The 21982-nt window shown below is 32.3% G+C and carries 17 protein-coding genes and 1 pseudogene; 5 read left to right on the top strand and 13 right to left on the bottom strand.

Features of this window, described 5'->3' with window-relative positions:
• Positions 1 to 8 precede the first annotated feature (8 nt).
• On the bottom strand, positions 9 to 1850 hold the full coding sequence (gene rpsA, locus H8K90_RS15650; RefSeq protein WP_186846930.1) for a 30S ribosomal protein S1: 1842 nt from the start codon (positions 1848 to 1850) through the stop codon (positions 9 to 11).
• Positions 1851 to 2134: 284 nt separating this feature from the next.
• Here rpsA and H8K90_RS15645 point away from each other — a divergent pair, with 284 nt between their 5' ends.
• Positions 2135 to 2512 (top strand): LysM peptidoglycan-binding domain-containing protein, encoded by a 378-nt coding sequence (locus H8K90_RS15645; RefSeq protein ID WP_186846929.1) that lies wholly within the window; start codon positions 2135 to 2137, stop codon positions 2510 to 2512.
• Between the two features lie 69 nt (positions 2513 to 2581).
• On the opposite strand, the gene cmk is transcribed toward H8K90_RS15645, so the two are convergent.
• The 4 genes from cmk to lon form a co-directional block, all read right to left on the bottom strand.
• On the bottom strand, positions 2582 to 3271 hold the full coding sequence (gene cmk / locus H8K90_RS15640) for a (d)CMP kinase (RefSeq protein WP_186846948.1): 690 nt from the start codon (positions 3269 to 3271) through the stop codon (positions 2582 to 2584).
• A 7-nt stretch (positions 3272 to 3278) separates the two neighbouring features.
• Positions 3279 to 4310, bottom strand: a complete 1032-nt coding sequence (gene porQ / locus H8K90_RS15635) for a type IX secretion system protein PorQ (RefSeq protein WP_186846928.1) — start codon at positions 4308 to 4310, stop codon at positions 3279 to 3281.
• A 73-nt stretch (positions 4311 to 4383) separates the two neighbouring features.
• Complete coding sequence (locus H8K90_RS15630) at positions 4384 to 5160, bottom strand: muramidase family protein (protein ID WP_186846927.1); 777 nt, start codon at positions 5158 to 5160, stop codon at positions 4384 to 4386.
• A complete protein-coding gene (lon, locus tag H8K90_RS15625) occupies positions 5144 to 7597 on the bottom strand; it encodes an endopeptidase La (protein WP_186846926.1) in 2454 nt (817 codons plus the stop codon). The genes H8K90_RS15630 and lon overlap by 17 nt, the downstream gene beginning before the upstream one ends.
• Before the next feature lie 228 nt (positions 7598 to 7825).
• On the opposite strand from lon, the gene H8K90_RS15620 reads away from it, so the two are divergent.
• From H8K90_RS15620 to H8K90_RS15605, 4 genes are read left to right on the top strand one after another with little or no spacing between them, the layout of a single operon-like run.
• The gene (locus tag H8K90_RS15620; protein ID WP_186846925.1) at positions 7826 to 8377 is read left to right on the top strand and encodes an RNA polymerase sigma factor; all 552 of its coding nucleotides are present in this window, start codon (positions 7826 to 7828) and stop codon (positions 8375 to 8377) included.
• Between the two features lie 10 nt (positions 8378 to 8387).
• Positions 8388 to 8951 carry a coiled-coil domain-containing protein gene (locus tag H8K90_RS15615; protein ID WP_186846924.1) on the top strand — a complete coding sequence of 188 codons (564 nt, stop codon included), beginning with the start codon at positions 8388 to 8390 and terminating at the stop codon, positions 8949 to 8951.
• Complete coding sequence (locus H8K90_RS15610; protein ID WP_186846923.1) at positions 8929 to 10017, top strand: hypothetical protein; 1089 nt, start codon at positions 8929 to 8931, stop codon at positions 10015 to 10017. The genes H8K90_RS15615 and H8K90_RS15610 overlap by 23 nt, the downstream gene beginning before the upstream one ends.
• A gap of 29 nt (positions 10018 to 10046) precedes the next feature.
• On the top strand, positions 10047 to 10772 hold the full coding sequence (locus tag H8K90_RS15605) for a head GIN domain-containing protein (protein ID WP_186846922.1): 726 nt from the start codon (positions 10047 to 10049) through the stop codon (positions 10770 to 10772).
• Positions 10773 to 10856: 84 nt separating this feature from the next.
• On the opposite strand, the gene H8K90_RS15600 is transcribed toward H8K90_RS15605, so the two are convergent.
• The 8 genes and pseudogenes from H8K90_RS15600 to H8K90_RS15565 all read right to left on the bottom strand — a co-directional run bounded on the left by H8K90_RS15600 (position 10857) and on the right by H8K90_RS15565 (position 21904).
• Entirely contained in the window at positions 10857 to 11792 is a 936-nt protein-coding gene (locus tag H8K90_RS15600; RefSeq protein WP_186846921.1) for a hypothetical protein, read from the bottom strand.
• Between the two features lie 24 nt (positions 11793 to 11816).
• Positions 11817 to 13198 (bottom strand): annotated as a pseudogene (locus H8K90_RS15595) (MFS transporter).
• A gap of 71 nt (positions 13199 to 13269) precedes the next feature.
• Positions 13270 to 14097 (bottom strand): M48 family metallopeptidase, encoded by an 828-nt coding sequence (locus H8K90_RS15590; RefSeq protein WP_186846920.1) that lies wholly within the window; start codon positions 14095 to 14097, stop codon positions 13270 to 13272.
• A gap of 84 nt (positions 14098 to 14181) precedes the next feature.
• Positions 14182 to 16593 (bottom strand): glycoside hydrolase family 31 protein, encoded by a 2412-nt coding sequence (locus H8K90_RS15585; protein WP_186846919.1) that lies wholly within the window; start codon positions 16591 to 16593, stop codon positions 14182 to 14184.
• Between the two features lie 187 nt (positions 16594 to 16780).
• Positions 16781 to 17635, bottom strand: a complete 855-nt coding sequence (locus H8K90_RS15580; protein ID WP_186846918.1) for a hypothetical protein — start codon at positions 17633 to 17635, stop codon at positions 16781 to 16783.
• Positions 17632 to 18039, bottom strand: a complete 408-nt coding sequence (locus tag H8K90_RS15575) for a hypothetical protein (protein ID WP_186846917.1) — start codon at positions 18037 to 18039, stop codon at positions 17632 to 17634. Before H8K90_RS15575 ends, H8K90_RS15580 begins: the two co-directional genes overlap by 4 nt.
• Before the next feature lie 34 nt (positions 18040 to 18073).
• Positions 18074 to 19984: a 1,4-alpha-glucan branching protein GlgB gene (gene glgB / locus H8K90_RS15570; protein WP_186846916.1), complete on the bottom strand. Its 1911-nt coding sequence runs from the start codon at positions 19982 to 19984 to the stop codon at positions 18074 to 18076.
• Between the two features lie 120 nt (positions 19985 to 20104).
• Positions 20105 to 21904 carry a glycoside hydrolase family 15 protein gene (locus H8K90_RS15565; RefSeq protein WP_186846915.1) on the bottom strand — a complete coding sequence of 600 codons (1800 nt, stop codon included), beginning with the start codon at positions 21902 to 21904 and terminating at the stop codon, positions 20105 to 20107.
• Positions 21905 to 21982: the final 78 nt, after the last annotated feature.

Raw genomic sequence — 21982 nt, 5'->3', positions numbered from 1 at the left:
CAAGGAAATTATTTCTTCCCGTCCATTTTATCTTTAAGTGCTTGTAAAGCATCATTTGCATCACCAAGAGTTGGTTTAGCTTCTGCCGCTTGAGCTTCCTGTTTTCTAACAGCCTTCTTAACGATTTTAGCTTCTTCTTCTCTAAATACTGCTGTATGAGATGCAACAACACGTTTGAATTCTTTATTAAATTCAATGATTTTGAATTCTGCTTCTTCACCTTTACCAAGTTTAGAACCATCTTCTTTTTCTAAATGACGTGCTGGTACAAAGGCAACGATATCTTCGTTAAAATCAATTGTTGCTCCTTTATCTACCATTTCTGTAATTGCTGCAGTATGCGTTGTACCTAAAGCAAATTCAGTTTCGTACTTATCCCAAGGGTTTTCAGTAGTTTGTTTATGACCTAAAGATAATTTACGTCCTTCTACATCTAACTCTAATACCACAACGTCTAAGTTATCTCCTACGTTACAGAACTCAGATGGGTGCTTAATTTTCTTAGTCCAAGATAAATCTGAGATATAAATTAATCCGTCGATACCTTCTTCTAATTCTACAAAAACACCAAAGTTTGTAAAGTTACGTACAATACCTGTATGGTTAGAACCAACTGGGTACTTAGATGTAATATCTGTCCATGGATCTGGTGTTAATTGCTTAATACCAAGAGACATTTTACGATCTTCTCTATCTAAAGTTAAGATAACAGCATCGATTTCATCTCCTACAGATACGAAATCTTGAGCCGAACGTAAATGCGTTGACCAAGACATTTCACTTACGTGAACTAAACCTTCAACACCTTCTTCTACTTCAACAAATGCACCGTAATCTGCGATTACAACGACTTTACCTTTTACTTTATCTCCAACTTTTACATCTTCACCTAAAGCTTCCCAAGGATGCTTAGATAATTGTTTAAGACCTAATTGGATTCTTGATTTGTTTTCATCAAAATCAAGGATTACAACATTTAATTTTTGATCTAACTCAACAATCTCATTTGGATGGTTGATACGAGACCATGATAAATCTGTAATATGTACTAAACCATCTACACCACCTAAATCGATAAACACACCATAAGAAGTAATATTTTTTACAATACCTTCTAATACTTGTCCTTTTTCTAGTTGACCAATGATTTCTTTCTTTTGTTCTTCAATATCAGCTTCAATAAGCGCTTTATGAGAAACTACTATGTTTTTAAATTCGTGGTTGATTTTCACAACTTTAAATTCCATAGTTTTATTTACGTACTGATCGTAATCTCTAATAGGTTTCACATCGATTTGAGAACCTGGTAAGAAAGCTTCTATACCAAATACATCTACAATCATTCCACCTTTAGTTCTGCACTTTACAAAACCATTAACGATTTCACCAGTATCATGTGCGTTATTTACACGATCCCAAGCTTTGATTACTCTAGCTTTTCTGTGTGATAATACTAATTGACCAGTTGCATCTTCACGCACATCAATTAATACTTCAACTTTGTCACCAACTTTTAAATCTGGATTGTAACGGAACTCATTTAGAGAAATTACACCTTCGGATTTTGCGTTAATGTCGATAATAGCATCTCTATCTGTAATGTGAATCACCACACCTTCTACAACCTCATCATCTAAAGTGTCAACGAAATTTTCAGATACTAATTTTTCAAATTCTTCTAATTTTTTGTCCTCTACTTGCTCAATTCCTTCTTCGTAATTGTGCCAATCGAACTCTTTTAAGAATTTTTCTGGATTTGCTTGCGCTTCTGAGACTACAGGAGCTTCTACTGTTACTGCTTCAGTTGCTTCTACTGCTACCTCAGCTTTTGTTGCTTTTTTTTCAGCCATTGTGCTGATTAAAATTTGTATTCTGTAAATTTTGAAAGATTAGCGAAAACCTTACAGAAGTTATTAATTAAATTTGTTTTTTCCTTTTCTACTTTCTAAACCTCGCCAAAAAGGTGTGCAAAAATACTACATATTTTACTTATAACCAAACATTTAATTATGTGACTTTACTTGAGGTTTAGTGTCTTATATATTGAATACCAAAATGAAGTTTTAAATGTTAAAACTTGGCATATAATTTGGTATATTTACAACACTTATTAATACTTAAAATTTAAACAATTATGGTTAGAGCTAAATACCAAGGCGTATTAGACTTAGGAGAGAAATTAAACATTCAGAATGGAGATGTTAGTGAAGAAAACGGTGTACTTAAAGTAAAAGGTACTGCTGCAACACAATATGAAAAGAACTTATTATGGGACGCTATTAAAGTAGCTGGTGGTGATAACCCAACTGATATTATGGCAGACATTAAAGTTGCAGACGAATCTGTATATGCAAGACACACTGTAGCTTCTGGTGAAACTTTAGGTAAAATTGCTAAGCACTATTACGGAGATGCAATGAAATACAAAGAAATTTTTGCTGCAAATTCTGATATCTTAAAGAATCCTGATATGATTCATCCAGATCAAGAATTAATTATTCCTAATCTTTAATAGGAAGATAAAAACTTACAAAAGGCGACTTTACTTCGACTACGCTCAGTAACCGAATAAGTCGCTTTTTTATTTAGCTATACTATGACTCGCTAGATCCAAAATCGTATCGAGTTGTTCTTCTATAGTTAAATCTGAATTATCTATTTCTATAGCATCTTCTGCTTTTACTAAAGGAGAATCTTCTCGCGTAGAATCTATACGATCTCTAGTTGTTACATTTTCTAAAACATCTTCATAACTTAAGTTATGACCTCGTTCTAACAACTCTTTATAACGACGCTTAGCTCTAGTTTCGGCTGAAGCTGTCATAAATATTTTTAATTCTGCATCTGGAAAAACAACAGTTCCTATATCTCTTCCATCCATTACCATCCCTTTATCTTTTCCCATAAGTTGCTGTTGTTCTACCAACTTACGTCTAACTTCAGATAAAGTTGCAACCGGACTAACAAACTGAGACACTCTAAGCGTTCTAATATCAGACTCAATATTTTTACCATTAAGATAAACTTCTGCAAAGCCCTTAATATCATTAAACTTAAAATTGATAGAAATTTTATCTAATTGTTCAATTAATTTTTCTGAATAAAAAAAACCGTCACCAATAAAGTTGTTTTCTAAAGCGAAATAAGTGACTGCTCTGTACATAGCACCAGTATCTACATAAATATAGTTGAGTTGCTTTGCTATTTTTTTAGCAATTGTACTTTTTCCTGTGGATGAAAATCCGTCTATAGCAATGACAATTTTATTCATATATATATTATCTTCTTCTCCCATCTAAATCTATTTGAAGACCAAAAAAACTAGTGCTTGATGCACTTGTGTATCTGGCATGCGTATAACTGAAGCGCATTTTATTTAATTTAATTCCTATTCCGAATGATAGTCCAGAAAAATTTCTTTGGTCTACAATTCTTAATTCTTCTGCTCGTCTAAAGTTATAACCAAATCTTAAATTAAATCCTCTTTCTGGCCAAAGTTCTGCTCCTAAAATTAAATGTCGCAACCCTTTATTAAAAAAACCAACTTTCTCTTGTGTTTGATTTCCATCTAAATCTGTGGTTGCTCTCGCAGGATTAGACACTCCAATTGGCCATTTTTGTAGATTTTCTAGCGTTAAATGCCAACGTAATGGAACGTTCTCAAGTGTTTGAGACATACCAAAATTAACCTCAAAAGGTAATGGTTCATTTTGCCCAGCATAAGTTGTAAACTGTGTCCCTAAATTTCTAACCGTTAGTGCGGCATGAAAATCTAAATCTTCATTAATATACATAGCACCAAAATCTAATGCTCCACCAATAGAGTTATATTGTTCTAGCGCAGACGTTATAATTTTTACGTTAGCTCCAATATAAAAATCAGTAAACGGAATGTTATAATTATAGCCAGCAGATATCGCAGCTTCATTACCATTAAACGTGCCTGTAGAATTTCCATTAACATCATACCCATCAAAAGAGCCGTAATTAATATAAGTGACGCCAAAATGGAACGTTTGTACATGTCTATCCCAAGTATAAGCATAGGCTGCGCTACCGTAAGTTATACCACCTAAATAGTTAGAAATATTAACTGCCAACTGATTACTCATTTGATAATTAATTGAAGCTGGATTATACAAAGCTTCAGTAACATCATGATCGAAATTGGTGATAATTTTTCCACCTAAGGCAGCTTGCCTTGGTGAGGATACTAAATTGAGAAACTGATAAGTAGATTCTCCACCCAATTGTGCAAACAATGGTAGTGCCAACACTAAAAAAAGTAAGCTGGAAATCCTCTTTATCATAGATTTTGCAAAATAACTAAATCTATCTTTAAACGATGATATGATTTTTTTATTTTTTGAGTGTTAGTGTTTTCTATTTTAACCGAAGTATTTGACCAATCATTATGTTATTACTAGTTAAACCATTTAGTTGTTTAATTGTAGCTATAGATACTCTACTTTTTTTAGCAATACTAAATAAAGTATCTCCTTTTTCAACTATCCATACCCAGTTATGAGGATCACCATCATTAGTGATAAGTTTTTTAACACGAAGCTTTTGCCCAACTTTTATGAGGTTAGTATTTAAACTATTTCTACTTTTTAATTCATTGACACTAAGACTATAGCGTTTAGCTAAGCTATACAAGGTCTCTCCTTTTTCTACAATGTGAAAGTTTGCATTATTATAAGAAACAGTATTTTCAACAGAACTTTCGTCAGAATCAAAATCTCTAATACGAAGCTTTTGACCTTTATTGATTAAGGTAGTTTCTAAATTGTTAATACGTTTTAATTCTGTTAATGAAACATTATATTTCTTAGATATATCAAATAAAGTTTCACCTTCTTTTACAACATAAAAACCTGAAGTTTCAGTATTAAGCTTATCTGCTGAAGCGTTTGAAGCACCAATAATACTCTTATCGGTTACTATAACTGGTATTTTTACTTTGACAGAATCCTTTTTAGCCTTAACGACTTTATTTTCTAATTCAGAAACAAGGGTAATTTTACCTGTTGCCACATTTAATTTGGCTGGTTTACCATCTAAAATTACATCCTTATATTCAACTTCTTGAGCATAAGTAAGTAAACCAGATAGCAACACTACAACAATAGATGCTATTAACTTACAGTTTTTTTGCATTTTTTACTTTTTGATTTGTTAACGCGAGCTTTAATACATCACTCATATCCGTAACATAATGAAAAGTAAGTCCTTTTAAGTATTCGGGTTTTATTTCTTCAATATCTCTCTTATTATCTTCACACAATAAGATTTCTTTTATTCTTGCACGCTTTGCAGCTAATATTTTTTCTTTAATACCACCAACAGGTAACACTTTACCTCGTAAAGTTATCTCGCCTGTCATTGCTATGCTTTTTTTAACTTTACGCTGTGTAAACAAAGATACTAAAGATGTTAACATGGTTACACCTGCACTTGGTCCATCTTTTGGAGTTGCTCCTTCTGGTACGTGAATATGCACATTGTACTTATCAAACACTTCTGGATTAATTCCAAATTCATCCGCATTTGCTTTAATATACTCCATAGCAATAGTTGCAGACTCCTTCATTACTTTACCTAAGTTACCTGTAATGCTTAAGGTACCTTTTCCTTTAGATAAAATGGATTCTATAAACAGGATATCGCCTCCTACTCTAGTCCATGCTAAACCAGTTACTACTCCTGCAACATTATTGTTTTCGTACTTATCGCGCTCTAATCTAGGACTACCTAAGATTTCAATAATATCATCATTAGAAATTTTGATGTTATAATCTTCTTCCATAGCAATATTCTTAGCTGCATATCTTACAGTTTTTGCTATTTGCTTTTCAAGACCTCTAACACCAGATTCTCTTGTATAACCTTCAACAATTTTTTCGAGTTGCGCCTTCCCTATTTTTAAGTGCGAATTATCTAAACCATGTTCTTTTAACTGCTTTGGTAATAAATGACGTTTCGCTATTTCAACTTTTTCTTCAATGGTATAACCAGTAACATTAATAATTTCCATACGGTCTCTTAATGCTGGCTGTATAGTATTTAAGCTATTTGCAGTAGCTACAAACATCACCTTAGATAAATCATACCCCATTTCTAAGAAGTTATCATAAAACTCTGAGTTTTGCTCAGGATCTAACACTTCTAACATGGCAGAAGACGGGTCACCTTGATTTCCTGTAGAAAGCTTATCAATTTCATCTAAAACAAAAACAGGATTAGACGTTTGCGCTTTTTTTAAACTCTGAATAATTCTACCTGGCATAGCACCAATGTAGGTCTTTCTGTGTCCTCTAATTTCAGATTCGTCTCGTAAACCACCCAATGATATTCTTACATATTCTCTGCCTAAAGCCTCTGCAATAGATTTTCCTAATGATGTTTTACCAACACCTGGAGGTCCATACAGACATAATATTGGCGATTTCATATCATTTCGAAGTTTTAAAACCGCTAAATATTCTATGATTCGTTTCTTAACATCATCTAAACCAAAATGGTCGCGATCTAAGATTTTCATGGCGCGTTTTAAATCGAATTTATCTTTAGTAAACTCATTCCAAGGTAAATCTAAAAACAAGTCTAGATAATTACGTTGAATAGAGTACTCTGCAACCTGCGGATTCATGCGCTGCATTTTTGATAATTCTTTATCGAAATGAGCTTTTACTTTTTCGTCCCATTTTTTGTCTTTAGCACGAGCTTTCATCTCTTCAATCTCTTCACCAGAAGACACTCCACCACCCAATTCTTCTTGAATAGTTTTCATCTGTTGATGCAAGAAATACTCTCGTTGCTGTTGGTTCATATCACTTTGAACCTTATTCTGAATATCATTTTTAAGTTCTAGTTTTTGATATTCGAGATTCATATACTTTAAGGTTTGCAGTGCACGTTCCTTTAAGTCATTAATCTTTAAAAGTTCTTGTTTTTCTTCAACCTTAAGGTTCATGTTTGAAGACACAAAATTGATTAAAAACGAATTACTTTCAATGTTCTTAATCGCAAAAGAGGCTTCAGATGGAATATTAGGACTCTCCTTTATAATGTCTAGAGACAAATCTTTTATAGAATCTATAATTGCTTTAAATTCCTCATTGTCTGCAGCTGGTTTAGCTTCAGGTATATCAGAAATAGTAGCCGTTAAATACGGTTTTTCTGAAATCACTTTATTGATTTGAAAACGCTTTTTACCCTGAATTACCACAGTTGTATTTCCATCTGGCATTTTTAGCACCTTAAGAATTCTTGCAACTGTACCAGTTTTATAGATATCCTTAGCTGTTGGATTTTCTACAGATTCGTCTTTTTGAGATACAACACCTACTACTTTACCTCCCTTATTTGCATCATTTATAAGTTTAATTGATGCATCTCTACCTGCAGTAATCGGAATTACAACACCAGGAAACAAAACCGTATTACGCAAAGGTAAAATTGGTAAAGATTCTGGTAAAGACTCACTATTAATCAACTCTTCATCTTCTGGAGTCATTAACGGAATTAATTCTGAATTCTCATCAAAATCCTGAAATGACAAACTGTCAAGGTTTATAAAATTTGATTTTCCCATAGTATATTTAAGCCATTCTGTCATTTTAAATTTCAGAATTGCATTTGTTTAAATGTATTAATAATTAACTTTATATTGAATACCAGCTAGTTATAAGATATTCAAAGTTATTCACACTAGTATAATTTCAATTCTTATGCCATTACCTTTATAAATAATAAAAGTTTTTTCTGCTAAACTGTAACACTTAATGAAAGTCTTCATCTTTATACCAAAGCAATTGTTTTTTTGACATCAACCAATCAAAATATCGAACAGTTACTATTGCATTGTCAATCTGGAAACCAACGTGCACAACTAGAGGTTTATAACAGGTATAACAAAGCAATGTATAACACAGCTATAAGAATTGTAAAAGATTCTTTTAAAGCTGAAGACATTATGCAAGAGTCATTTTTAACGGCATTTACCAAGTTAAAAACCTTAGAAGACACCAAATTATTTGGTGCATGGTTAAAACGTATTGTTGTAAATAATAGTATTGCGCATTACAACAAAACTGCTAAACATAATGAAGTACCATTAGATGATGTACTTTATAAAGTTGAAGACGACCAAGGCATAGACGAAAGTAATCATAACAATGAAAAAGTAAAACAAATAATGAGTGTAATGAAAACATTAAAACCTAACTACAATTTAGGGCTATCGTTACATCTTATTGAAGGTTATGATTATGAAGAAATTTGTGAAATTATGAATATTTCTTATGCAAATTGTAGAACATTAATTTCTAGAGCAAAAGAAAGTTTACGAAAAAAGTTAATGCAAACTGCTTAATAAAAGTACTATGGAAAAAGATACTATAGATGATTTATTTGAAGGTTTAAAAGGTGAATTTGATATAAACGAACCTAATAAAGATCATGAGCTTCGGTTTTTAGATAAGCTGAAAATAAATGATTTGGCTTCAAATAAACCTAACAAAACTTCTGGTTTTAACTGGAAACCATTTTTAGCCATCGCTGCTTCTTTGGTGATTTGTTTTAGTGTATTTATAACATTACAAAACAAACCTGAAGCTATGGATTTAGCAAGTGTGTCTCCAGAAATGTCTGAAACACAAGATTTTTTCACTGCGACCATTAATAATGAATTAAAAAAACTTAATAGTGAACGATCGCCATTAACAGAGCAAATTATTAATGATGCTTTAAAACAAATTCAATCATTAGAAAACGAATACCAAAATTTAAAAACAGATTTAACTGAAAGCGGAGAGGATCAGCGAGTTATTTATGCGATGATTTCAAACTTTCAAGATAGAATAGATATTTTAAATGCTATTCTCGAAGAAATAGAAACTATAAAAGAACTAAAAATCAACACAGATGAACCTAAAAATACAATTTAGATTAGCTCTATTACTTTTGTTAATGCCTTTTATTGTATTGGCAAGCACAGAAATAGAAACTGCTAAAACGACTAAAGAAAGAACCATTAAAAAATCATTTAATGTCTCTTCTAATGCAACCTTAAAAGTGAATAATAGTTTTGGAAACATAAATATTATCACTTGGAATGAAAACAGAATAGAGTTTGACATCACTATTAAAGTAACTGGTAATAACGCTGATAAAGTACAAGATCGTCTCGATAGAATTGATGTAGATTTTTCGTCTTCTAACAGCTTAGTATATGCTGTAACTGAAATAGGGAAAAACGAAAAAAATTGGTGGAATTGGGGAAAAAAGGCAAGTTTAAAAATGGAAATTAACTATGTTATAAAAATGCCAATGACCAATAATGTAGATTTAAGCAATAAATTTGGATCTATTACTTTAGATAAATTAAAAGGCTCAAGTAAAATTAGATGCGACCATGGTAAAATTACAACTAAAGAATTATTATCAAATAACAACGTAATTAATTTTAATCATACAAAAAATAGTTATTTTGAGTATATTAAGGAAGGTAAAATATCAGCTAATCATAGTGGTTATACAATCGCAAAAACTGAACAAATAGATATTAAAGCCAATCACACAAGTTCTACCTTAGAATATGCAGAACATGTAGATTACAATTGTAACTTCGGTTCTATAAAGGTGGATAATGTTAATAATTTAGAAGGAAAAGGTAATCACTTAACAATAAGAGTCGGCACTATTTTTAAAGATCTTGAAATTAATGCCAATCATGGTTCATTAAAAATAAATCGTATTGCAGCTAAAGCAAATTCTATTATAATTAATTCGCAGTTTACTAGTAGTACTATAGGTTTTGATGCCGCTTTTAATTTTAATTTCGATTTAGATTTTCAACATGGATCATTAAGAGATTCTGAAGGCTTTAATTTTATAAATAAAGAAACAAACCACACAACTAAGAATTACAAAGGTTATTATGGAACCAAAGACTCTGGAAATATGGTTAAAATAAACTCTAAACATGGAAGCGTTAGCTTCAAAAAACAATAAATAAATCAATCAACAAAAATCAACAAATCATGAAAGTATTAAAATCAATTACAGTATTCGTTTTTCTTTTAAGTACAACACTGTCTTGTGCACAATGGGGAAATGGTAAGAAAATTAAAGGTGATAACAATATCACAACTGCAACAAGATCTACAAGTTCTTATGAAGGTATTAAAGCTGCAGGACCAATGGACTTTAAATTAGTACAAGGTACAGAAGGAGAGATTACTATTAAAGGAGATTCTAACCTAATGGAGTATATTATCACAGAAGTAAAAGATAATCAGCTTGTAGTTAAAGTAAAAAAAGGTGTGAATTTAAAACCTAGCCAAACCATAGTCATAACTGTTCCTTACGAATCTATCAATTCTGTTTCGTTAGCTGGTTCTGGAGATGTAGAAAACTCTGGCACAATTAAAGCAGAGGCATTTAGAGTATCATTAGCTGGTTCTGGAGATATTAACTTAAATGTAACAGCAGAACGTATAGAAAGTAGCATTTCTGGCTCTGGAGATATTGAATTAAAAGGGTCTGCTAATAACTTATCGACTAAAGTAACTGGATCTGGAGATTTTGAGGGTAGAAGTTTAGAAAGTACTAATGTTACTGCAAAAGTCACAGGTTCTGGCGATATTAACGTAGTTTGTAATGGTGAATTAACAGCGAGAGTTACAGGCTCTGGAGATATAACTTATTCTGGTAAACCAACAAATAAAGATTCTAAGGTTACTGGCTCAGGTAGTGTTAGTAATTAAATTATTTAACTCAACCAAAAATTGAAAAAAAAGGATGAGCTTTGCTTATCCTTTTTTTATTGTAATAATTAAAGCACTTAGACTTTACAACTGCGTATATTCATAAATAATATCCTGTACTACAGAATCGACACCAGGACTTACACTTGTGGCAACGAAATCATCTCTTCTAGCTATAAAAATATGGTCAGCATTTCTAAAGAAATTTAATACTGTACCATCTTCGGTTAAAGTTACCACAATAGAATTAAGCCCTATTTGCACCCATGTAAATTGCACATCTACACTTTCTTCTATACAATCAATAGCATAATCTATATTATCAAAATTATCATTAGATGCCGATATTTCAACCACCGCATAAGACCTAAAATAAAAAGTACCCGTTCCATTAGGAAAAAAGTCAATAGCTTCTTCTGTGTAACAGTTTATTTCTTGAAAATAATCACTAGTCACTACACCATCGTTATCTAGATCTCTACCAATATTAGAGTTCATTGCTATTAATTTCCAGTTTCCTGTAATATCAAACACAAATGGTTGGCAATCACCTAAATCTTCAATTAATGCTTGTAAAGAGCCATCGTCTCCGCAAATAGCAATTTGATTTTCAATAGCTGCAACATATGCCAAACAAGTCACTTCATAATCTAAAGTTGGAGCATTTAAAAACTCTTGGAAAGCAATATCTGTGGCATTTTGTGCATTAGCACATGGATTATCAAAAACGGTAGTACAATCACCTAAAAAATCTACTATCTCTTGTAAATCACCTGTTTCATCTCCACAAATCTCAATCTGATCCTCTAGAGCATCTCTATAAATTTGACATAAAAGATTATGTTCTTCGTCGGCAGCAGTTACAAGTAAGTAATTAGCACCAGCCTCACTTGCTGCTCTTATTGCATTAGTACATGCATTGTCTTCATTTACAATCTCTCCCTCGTAAGGTTCATTATCACAATTAATAAAAAGTAACAAGATTATAAATGAACTTAGTCCAAATATTTTCTTAATCATAGCATGATAAAAATACGGATTATTTTATAATTCCTCTTTAGGAACTCTAAAGAGTAGAAAAATTCCCCCAAGGAAGAATATGACTAAAAATAAAATGGCATTTCTCATACTACCTGTAATTTGGTCTATAGTAGCAAAAATTACCATACCTATAACGATACCTATTTTTTCCGCAACATCATAAAAACTGAAGTAAGATGTTGTATCCTCAGTCTCTGGTAAAAACTTAGAATAAGTCGATCTCGCTAAAGACTGTACACCTCCCATTACCAGACCAACTAATGAAGCAGCAATATAAAATTGCATTGGTGTTTCCATAAAATAAGCATAGAAACATAAGGCCATCCAAATAAAATTAACCACAATAAGTGTTTTAACATTACCAAATTTAGATGATGCTCTAGAGGTTAAAATAGCCCCAAGAATAGCTACTAACTGTATAACTAATTGCTGACTATAAGTCCTTGCGTTTTAGCATCAGAACCTCCCCAAGCAATTTCTTCTTCACCAAAATATACCGCAACCAACATAATAGTTTGTACGGCCATACTAAATACAAAAAATGCAGCGAGATAACGCTTTAAACGTAAGTTTTGTTTTAATTGTGCCCAAACTTGTTTTAATTCTTTTAGGCCATTGAATACCACATCTTTTGTGACTTTATGTCCTTTTGAAACGCCTTTAGGAAGCACGTAAAATGTGTATTGACTAAATAGAATCCACCACAGACCAACTGTAATAAATGAAATCTTCATAGCTTCGAATGAAGCACTATCTTTTGCTTTTTGCAATGCGTCGGCAATTTGAGCTTCAGTCCCAGTTTCCATTAAAGATTTAGAGATACTAATATCAAAACCAAACCAATCTGGTTTCATTACCATAGCCAAGTTTATCAATAATAGTATAACGCTACCTATATAGCCCATACTAAACCCTTTAGCACTTATGCTATCTTGTTGCTCTGGGTAAGCAATATCTGGCAAATACGAATTATAAAACACTAAGCTTCCCCAATACCCAATTAATCCCATAAAATAGAAAAGAAGACTAATATGAATATTATCAATACTAAACCAATACAACCCAATGCAACCAGCACCACCGACATAGCAAAAGAACTTCATAAAATTCTTTTTATTACCAACATAATCTGCAATACCCGATAAAATTGGAGATGTAAAAGCTACCACCAAAAATGTAAACGCCGTAACATAGGTAATTAATGCTGTACTTTTAAAAACCATCCCAAAAGCCACTACTGTTTTTTCAGTTTGCCCTAAAAAAAGTGCGGAGTAAAATATTGGAAATATTGAAGATGCGATTGTTAGTGTATACACCGAATTTGCCCAATCGTAAAATGCCCAAGCATTAAGAAGCTTTTTACTTCCCTTTTTAAGTTCTCCCATAAATATTAAAATAAAAAAAGCTGCTCTTATTGAGCAGCTTCTAAAGTAATTAAATATTTATAAACTCTATATTAATTTATTGGTCTAAAACTTGTAATGCCAAATTTCTTAGCCTCAGCTACAGCTTTTGGTGCTAAAGCTTTTAAGTTTTGTATCCTAGAATCATTACTTGGGTGTGTACTTAAAAATTCTGGTGGTGCTTGTCCTCCACTATTCGCTTTCATTCGCTCCCAAAGTACAGATGCTTCACTTGGATTGTAACCTGCTATTGCCATTAAATAGATACCTATTTTATCTGCTTCAGTTTCATGGCTTCTGCTAAAAGGTAACATTCCTGCTACATTAGAAACAATACCATAAGATTGGTTAAAAATTCCTAGTGCTTGTTCGTCTTTAGCTAAAGCAATATTACCTGCTACGGCTAATCCTTGCTGTAAATAAGCTGCACTCATACGTTGCTGACCATGATTAGCCAAAGCATGCGCAACTTCGTGACCCATAATTGCTGCAACACCTGTTTCGTTTGCAGCTATAGGCAAAATCCCAGTGTAAAATGCGATTTTACCACCTGGCATACACCACGCATTTACTTGTTCGGACTCTATTAAAGTATATTCCCATTTATAATCATCTAAATATCCTTGAAAACCATTTGCGTTTAAATAACGTTCTGCAGCTACAGCAATACGTTGACCAACACGAGTAATCATATTAGCATCTGCTGTACCTGTAACAACTTTATTTTCAGTTAATACCTGATTATATTGCGCAAAAGCAGATGGAAATAATTGATCGTTACTTACAAATGCTAAGGTTTTTTTACCTGTAAATGGATTTGTAGCACAAGAAACAATAATGGCTAAAACTCCAAGGTTTAATAATATTTTTTTCAAATTCATAGCTAATGGTTTTATAATAGTTACTAAAATACAAAAATCAATTTGCATTTATTAGACACCTAAACAAAGAATAGGTCACTATCATTATTCCTTTTTTCCTAAGATATGTAACTCAGAAAAGTTCTTATCTACAACAAAAGAGCTTGTACCATTTGATTTTAAATGCTCTAAAGAAATCGTTTCATTATCTATTTGAATTTCATAAATCTCAAATGGTAAACCGTGAATCTGTACCTTGAAGGTATTATATGGCGTAATAAATTTACCTTCTTTATGCTGATTAATGATTAACTCATTATCTCTACCTGTAAGTGTAAAGTTTCTTAAACTATAACGTCCTTTAGTGTAATCGAAACCATCATTAGCATCACTAAACAATTGACTGTTTTCTTTACCTTTTTTGTAGTAAACATCTAGTGAAATTTCTGTTATTTCTTTTTCCCCAACGTATTGCTGAATAGGATATTTAGGAATTATGGCTCCTTCTTTTATAAAAATTGGCATGCTATCGATATCTGCATCCACCCACATTTCCTTTCCTCCTTTAACAATTTCATCTGACCAGAAATTATACCATTTACCTTTAGGAATATACATACGTCTTCCTTTAGCATTTGGTTCTAATACGGGACAAGCTAAAATTTGTTGTCCAAAAACAAATTCATCTGTTCTATAATGTGTCTGCACATCTGCCTGATCATATAAAACAAGTGATTTTAGTAACGGAGTTCCGTTTTCAACATAGTTCCAAAATGAGGTATATAAATAAGGTAATAATTGGTATCGTATTTCAATAAATTTTCTCACTATATCTGTGACATCTTCATCAAAAGCCCAAGGTTCTTGATCACCATGGTCACCAGAAGAATGCACTCTAAAAAACGGATGAAAAATTCCAAGTTGAATCCAACGTGTAAATAATTCTCCTTGTGGTTGCTCTGCAAATCCACCAATATCACTACCAGCAAATGAGAATCCAGACATTGCCATACGTTGCGCTTGTATATTTGCAATCCATAAATGCTCCCATGTTGCTACGTTATCTCCTGTCCAAGTAGACGTGTAACGTTGTGTACCAGAATAAGCAGAACGTGTAATTACAAAAGGTCGTTTTGGATAAGAATATTTTTTTAACCCTTGGTATGTAGCTCGCGCCATCTGCATACCATAAATATTATGTGCCTTTCTATGACTACAAGGATTACCATCGTAATCGTGACGCACATCGTCTGGAAATGTTTTATTAGGCACCTCCATTACGGCAGGCTCATTCATATCATTCCAAACCCCTTTTACGCCAATGTCTTCTATCAATTCTTGAAACAATCCAGACCACCATTCTCTTACTTCAGGATTTGTAAAATCTGGAAAATAACATTCCCCTGGCCAAACTTTACCTTTCATATAATCACCATCTGCACGTTTGCAGAAATAATCTTTTTCTAAGGCTTCTCTAAAAACCGAATAGTCTTTATCTATTTTAATTCCTGGATCAATGATGGCAACAGTTTTAAAACCATCGTCCATTAATTCCTTAACCATTCGTTTTGGATCTGGGAAGTACTCCTTATTCCAAGTAAAACAACGAAACCCATCCATATAATCAATATCTAAATAAATAGCATCACATGGAATTTGAAGTTTTCTAAAAGTGGATGTAATCTCTTTTACTTTAGATTCTGGATAATAACTCCATTTACATTGGTGAAATCCTAATGCCCAAAGTGGTGGCAAATGATGAGGTTTACCTGTTAAGTCTGTATAACTTTCTACTACATCGTTCATTTTTGGCCCATAGAAGAAATAATAATTCATCTCACCTCCTTGTGCCCAAAAGCTCGTAACGTTTCTTCGTTCTTGGGCAAAATCGAATGAAGACATAAAGCTATTATCAAAGAAAATACCGTAGGCTTTTCCATGGTGTAAACCAGTATAAAAAGGAATAGCTTTATATATAGGGTCTGTATCTTTACCATAAGCATAAGAATCTGTTGCCCAATTGCTGTAACGTTTTCCTTTTAAGTTTAAATGGTTTGGTTTATCACCAAGACCATAATAACTTTCTCCATCATTAGAAACTTTACTCATTTTTACGATGTTACCACCATATTCATAACTTTCTTCCCAATGAAAACCACTTTCATCTTGATTTATTAATGTTCCATCTACAACATCATAGATGGATACTCTCATATCATCTTTAGAAATTTCGCAACGCAATTTTGAAGTAACAACTTCGTAACACTTTTCATTTTCGGTAATCTCTAATTTATTATAACCAATACTCGCATATTTAGTTATGGCATAAGAAAAATCGTTATTAAAGTTGCCTACTGTAGTATATCTAAAACGAAGTAAACTATCTCTAACAACTGTTAACTCTAGTATAACATCGTTAATTGCAGTAAAGTATAGCTTATCAACATCTTTTTTAAAATCTATAATATTTAAAGGGAATAAATTTCCTTTATTTTCAAGTTCTGTATTTACTATCATATGTTAGCTTTCTATCAAAAGAATCAACTACAAAAAAACGGAAAAAATCCAATAAATAAAAGGGTGGAGAGCGCTTATTAAGTATTGTTATTAACTATATCGTTTTCGGGTTCCGATTTTACGATTATAAGAATTTTAAGGGTTATTTTTACCAATAATGCATTTATAATATATACTTTTATAACTATTAGTGATATCCGTATTTAGTAATTATTAATGCCGCACAACCAAGTACAACTAATACATTAAATAATCTTAATTTAAGATTTCTACATAAAAATATACCACAAATAGCTAACAATGCCATAAACCCAGTTTCAAGCCTTGTTATAAGTATCCCAACAATCATTGTTGTAAAAAAAACATGAGTCCATGTGCTCTTTGGCTTCCATAATATGGCAAACGCTACTATTGATTCTAATATAATAGTTCCCCAAACCAAAATAATACTTATTAATCTCACATTTGGATTAACATTCTTAATGATAATACTTTGGTGTAAATTTGGGTCAGTAGCATTTAAAGCTATGAAACTTTCTACATTTCTTTTTGCTATCTCATGATTTTCTGGAAAAAAATTTAGAAAATTACCAAATAGTGTTCCCCTGTTAATCATGTAGTAATTAAAGTTACCACTCATAAACTGACTGGAGGTAATTTTTTGAATGACTGAAGCCAGTATCACAAAAGCTAAAAGAAGTTGCACATTTTTTAAAAGAACCTCACTTTGTCTATGATAACTATAAGAGATCACTATTAACACCAAAAACATTAGCATAAAATGATGATTTGCTAGCCAGAAATATGAATGACTAAGGTCAAAAATCAGAAGTAAAAAGAGTAAAATCCAAATAATAGGATGCTTTGTTTTTTTATGAAAGAAAAACCAACTTATTAAGCCTAAAAAAAGTATAGGGACTTTCCAAATTCGGTGGTCTTCTGCCGTGAAAAATATGTATACACTAAGTATTATGAGCAGCAGTTGTATGGCTGTCTCGATATGGTCTTTCAATTTATTTTCTATAGCTGACCAATAATTCACAATTCAGATTTTTTTAAATAAATTTCACTGACTAAATATCTAGAATATTCACCATTTTGAGAATTTACAATTGGTTTCCATATTTGAATATGAACACTATCTCTCTCAGTAGATTTAAGAACAAGTCTTGCTGCCTTATTAAGATTATTTTTATTAGGCATTAATTTTAATCGACCAAGAGTAGCTCTCATATCTTGGTTATTGGTAATTAAAGAATCTACAGTTAAACCTGGGATGTATATTTGATTATAATAATAATGAATTTCAGTATACATTCCATAACCTCCACCCTTCCATTTGCTGAGTTGATGCGTATTTACCAAAATTATTTGTATAATAATAAGGATTACAGCAAGACAAGGTATGCCATATTTTAAAAAAGCACCTTTTGTTACCTTATTCATTAGAAATAATGGGATTAATAAATTTGCTTACTAATTATTCAGAATATTTAAAAGCAACCATACCTAATGGAGGAATAATGATATCTAAAGAATTATCCCTGTAATTCCAAGGCTTAGCCTTAGTTGATTTAGTTTTATTTTTATAGTTACCTGTTCCAAAGTATTTTTTTGAATCGCTATTAAAAATTTCTTTTAGCTTACCTTTTCTTGGAGTTCCTATTTTATAATTTTTCTGTGGATTTGGTGTCATATTACAAGCCACTAAAATATCATCTTTCTTATTCTCACCTTTTCGAATATAAGTGAAAACTGAATTTTGTGAATCACCATAATCAATCCATTCAAAACCTTCACCAGAAAATTGCTTTTGGTATAAAGCAGGCTCATTTTTATAAAGCGTATTTAAATCTTTAACCAAAGCCTGTATACCTTTATGTGGCTCGTATTGTAATAAATGCCAATCTAAACTAGCTTGAAAATTCCATTCTTCACTTTGCCCAAATTCACTACCTTGAAATAGTATGTTAGTTCCTGGGTGTGTAAACATGTAGCTGTAAAGCAATCTTAAATTTGCAAATCGCTGCCACTCATCACCAGGCATTCTTCCTAAAATGGAGCATTTGCCATAAACCACTTCATCATGACTTAAAGGAAGCATAAAATTCTCTGTAAATGCGTATGTCATTGAGAATGTTAAATCGTTTTGGTGATATTGTCTATATATTGGTTCTTTTTTAAAATAATCTAAAGTATCATGCATCCAACCCATCATCCACTTCATTCCAAACCCTAAACCACCGATATCTGTAGGTTTTGATACCATTGGAAAAGCTGTAGATTCTTCGGCAATAGTTTGTACATCTGGAAATGCTAAATACACAGCTTCATTCATTTCCCTTAAAAATGACATAGCCTCAAGGTTTTCTCTTCCACCAAACATATTTGGTTCCCATTCGCCATCTTCTCTACTGTAGTCTAAAAATAGCATTGAAGCCACTGCATCTACGCGTAATCCATCTGCATGAAACTGATCTAACCAAAATATGGCATTACTAATTAAAAATGATTTTACTTCGTTGCGTCCGTAATTAAAAATTAAGCTCTTCCAGTCCTGGTGATAACCTTTGCGTTTATCTGGATGTTCATAAAGTGCGGAACCATCAAAAAAGCCAAGTCCATGTACATCTTCGGGGAAATGTGATGGTACCCAATCTAGAATAATTCCAATATCGTTTTGGTGTAATTTATCAACTAATAATTTAAATTCTTCAGGATAACCAAATCGAGAAGTAGGAGCAAAATAACCAGTTACTTGATAACCCCAAGAAGGGTCATAAGGAAATTCCATAATTGGCATTAACTCTACATGTGTAAAATTCATGTCCTTTACATACTTGACTAATTCATCAGCCATTTCTGTATAAGACATAAAACGGTTTTCTTCAACTTTTCGTTTCCAAGAGCCTAAATGTACTTCGTAAACAGAATATGGAGCATCTAAAGCATTATGCTTTTTACGTTTTTTCATCCATTTTTCATCCTTCCACTTATAAGTATCATCCCAAACAATTGAAGCTGTTTTTGGGTTATGCTCTGCACGCCTAGCATAAGGATCTGCTTTTTCAGTTTTTAAATCATTTATACTACTTAAAATTTTGTATTTGTATACACTACCCTTACCTGCACCTGGAATAAAGCCCTCCCAAATACCACTAGAATCCCATCGAACATTCAATTTATGCTCTCCTTCGGTCCAAAAATTAAAATCCCCTATTACAGAAACCATTTTTGCACTTGGCGCCCAAACTGCAAAATAAACACCCTCTACTCCGTCTATGGTTGTAATATGAGAACCAAACTTTTCGTAGAGGCGATAATGCTTGCCGGATTTAAATAAATTGATATCAAAATCAGTAAATAAACTATAAGGGATAACTTCTGCCATAAACTATTGTTAACGATGTTGGGATATTAAACTGTATTGTTTTTCACAACATCCCAAATTTAATGCAAGGTAGTTATAATTTACCTTCTTGCGATTTTTGCTGTAATGAGTTTTCATCTCTTAAAACAATACATCCTTTATTTTTTCATCTTTCGTTGTTTTAGAAAGATTTATTGCTGTTTCAATTAAAGCCAAATGCGAATATGCCTGAGGGAAATTACCCAACAATCGCTTGGTTTTAAAATCTAAATCTTCACTAAACAAACCTAAATGATTACTGTAAGACAATAATTTTTCAAAATGGTCAACGGCTTTTTTCTCCTCTCCTATTTTGTACAGACTATTGATGTACCAAAACGTACAAATTGTGAATGATGACGATGGTAAACCAAAATCATCTTGGTTTTTATAACGATACAATAAGCCTTCATAAGACAGCTCTCGTCCGATAGCTTTTACAGTGCTTACAAACTTAGGATGCTTTGCATCTATAAAACCGTAAGATTCCATTAATAAAACCGAAGCGTCTAAATCATCAGTTCCATAAGCTTGGGTAAAGGCTTGCGCAGTATCGCTCCAAGCGTTTTCCATTATATCTGCCTTTATGGTCTCTTCTAACAATTGCCAGCGTGCTAATTTCGAGGTCTTACCTAATAATTTTGCAACTTTAATTGCTTTATCAACGGCTGTCCAACATAACACCTTAGAGAATGTAAAATGTTGGTCTTCTGATCTAAACTCCCAAATACCCTTATCTGGTTCTTGCCAGTGTTTATCGACCGTCCAAACGATTCCTTTGGTAATATTCCAAAGTGCTTCACCATTTTCTATATCATTATTAAAGTTCAGTAATAATTGATGTATCATATCCATAAGGATACCATAAATATCATTTTGCTTTTGCATATAAGCAGCGTTTCCTATCCTAACAGGACTAGAATCTTTGTAACCCGACAAATGGTCTAAGAATGTTTCGGTCAACTTTTTCTCGCCATTGATACCATACATTATCTGAAGTTTTTCATCTTTATCTGGAATTAAATCTATAATGAATTTTAGATAACGCTTCGCAATGTTTTTGTGTCCCAAAGTGGACATTACCTTAATAACCATTGATGCATCTCTAATCCAACAAAAACGGTAATCCCAATTTCTTACTTCTCCAATGGTTTCTGGTAAAGATGTGGTTATAGCAGCTAAAATGGCTCCTGTTTTATCATAACTAAGCAACTTTAATGTCATTGCGCTTCTTGCAATTTGCTTGTTGTATTTTTTATAGGATGTTGTGCGCTCTAACCAATTAAGCCAGTACACTTTGGTACGCTCGTGCTCTAAAAATGCCATTTTTAAGGTTGGAACAAATAATTTTTCGTGATAACCTACAAGAAAGAAATGATCTGATTTAATTTCTAATTCCTCGCCTTTTATGACCTTTTCTTTTTCAAAATCAGTGTACATAAACAAGGTGTCATAGGCTTCATTATCTGTTAAGCTTACAACAAAATCATTTTTTATATAGGTTTTTGTTTCCCCTTTGGCATATTCTAATCTTGGATTGTATATAGCCTTAATCGTTGGTTTACCAGAAATATATTTAATATACCTAATAAATTCTGGTGGTGCATTATAAGATCCGTTATTGTTATAGTATCGTGGCATAAAGTCCCTCACCTCAAACGTATCTAATCCATTACTGAACCTTGTAACCAAAATAACCGTATTCTCAATGTAATACTGTTGTATTTGGTAACTATCATCTACTTCAAAACCAAAGGAACCACCTATTTTTTCATCTAATAGCTTTCCGAAGACGGATGGCGAATCAAATTGAGGTAGACAGCACCAATCCATTGAACCATTTTTTGAAACTAAAGCGGCACTTCTACAATTACCAATAACACCATAGTCTAAATTATTCATTAAATCTTTGTTTTTTAAAATGTAAAACCTTTTATTTTCCTTAAATTAACGAAAACCTTTCAACTAGCACAAATAATT

Source organism: Winogradskyella echinorum, assembly GCF_014297365.1.
GTDB lineage: Bacteria > Bacteroidota > Bacteroidia > Flavobacteriales > Flavobacteriaceae > Winogradskyella > Winogradskyella echinorum.
The sequence above is the reverse complement of the archived record's forward strand: the minus strand, read 5'-3'. Positions and strand labels throughout refer to the sequence as shown.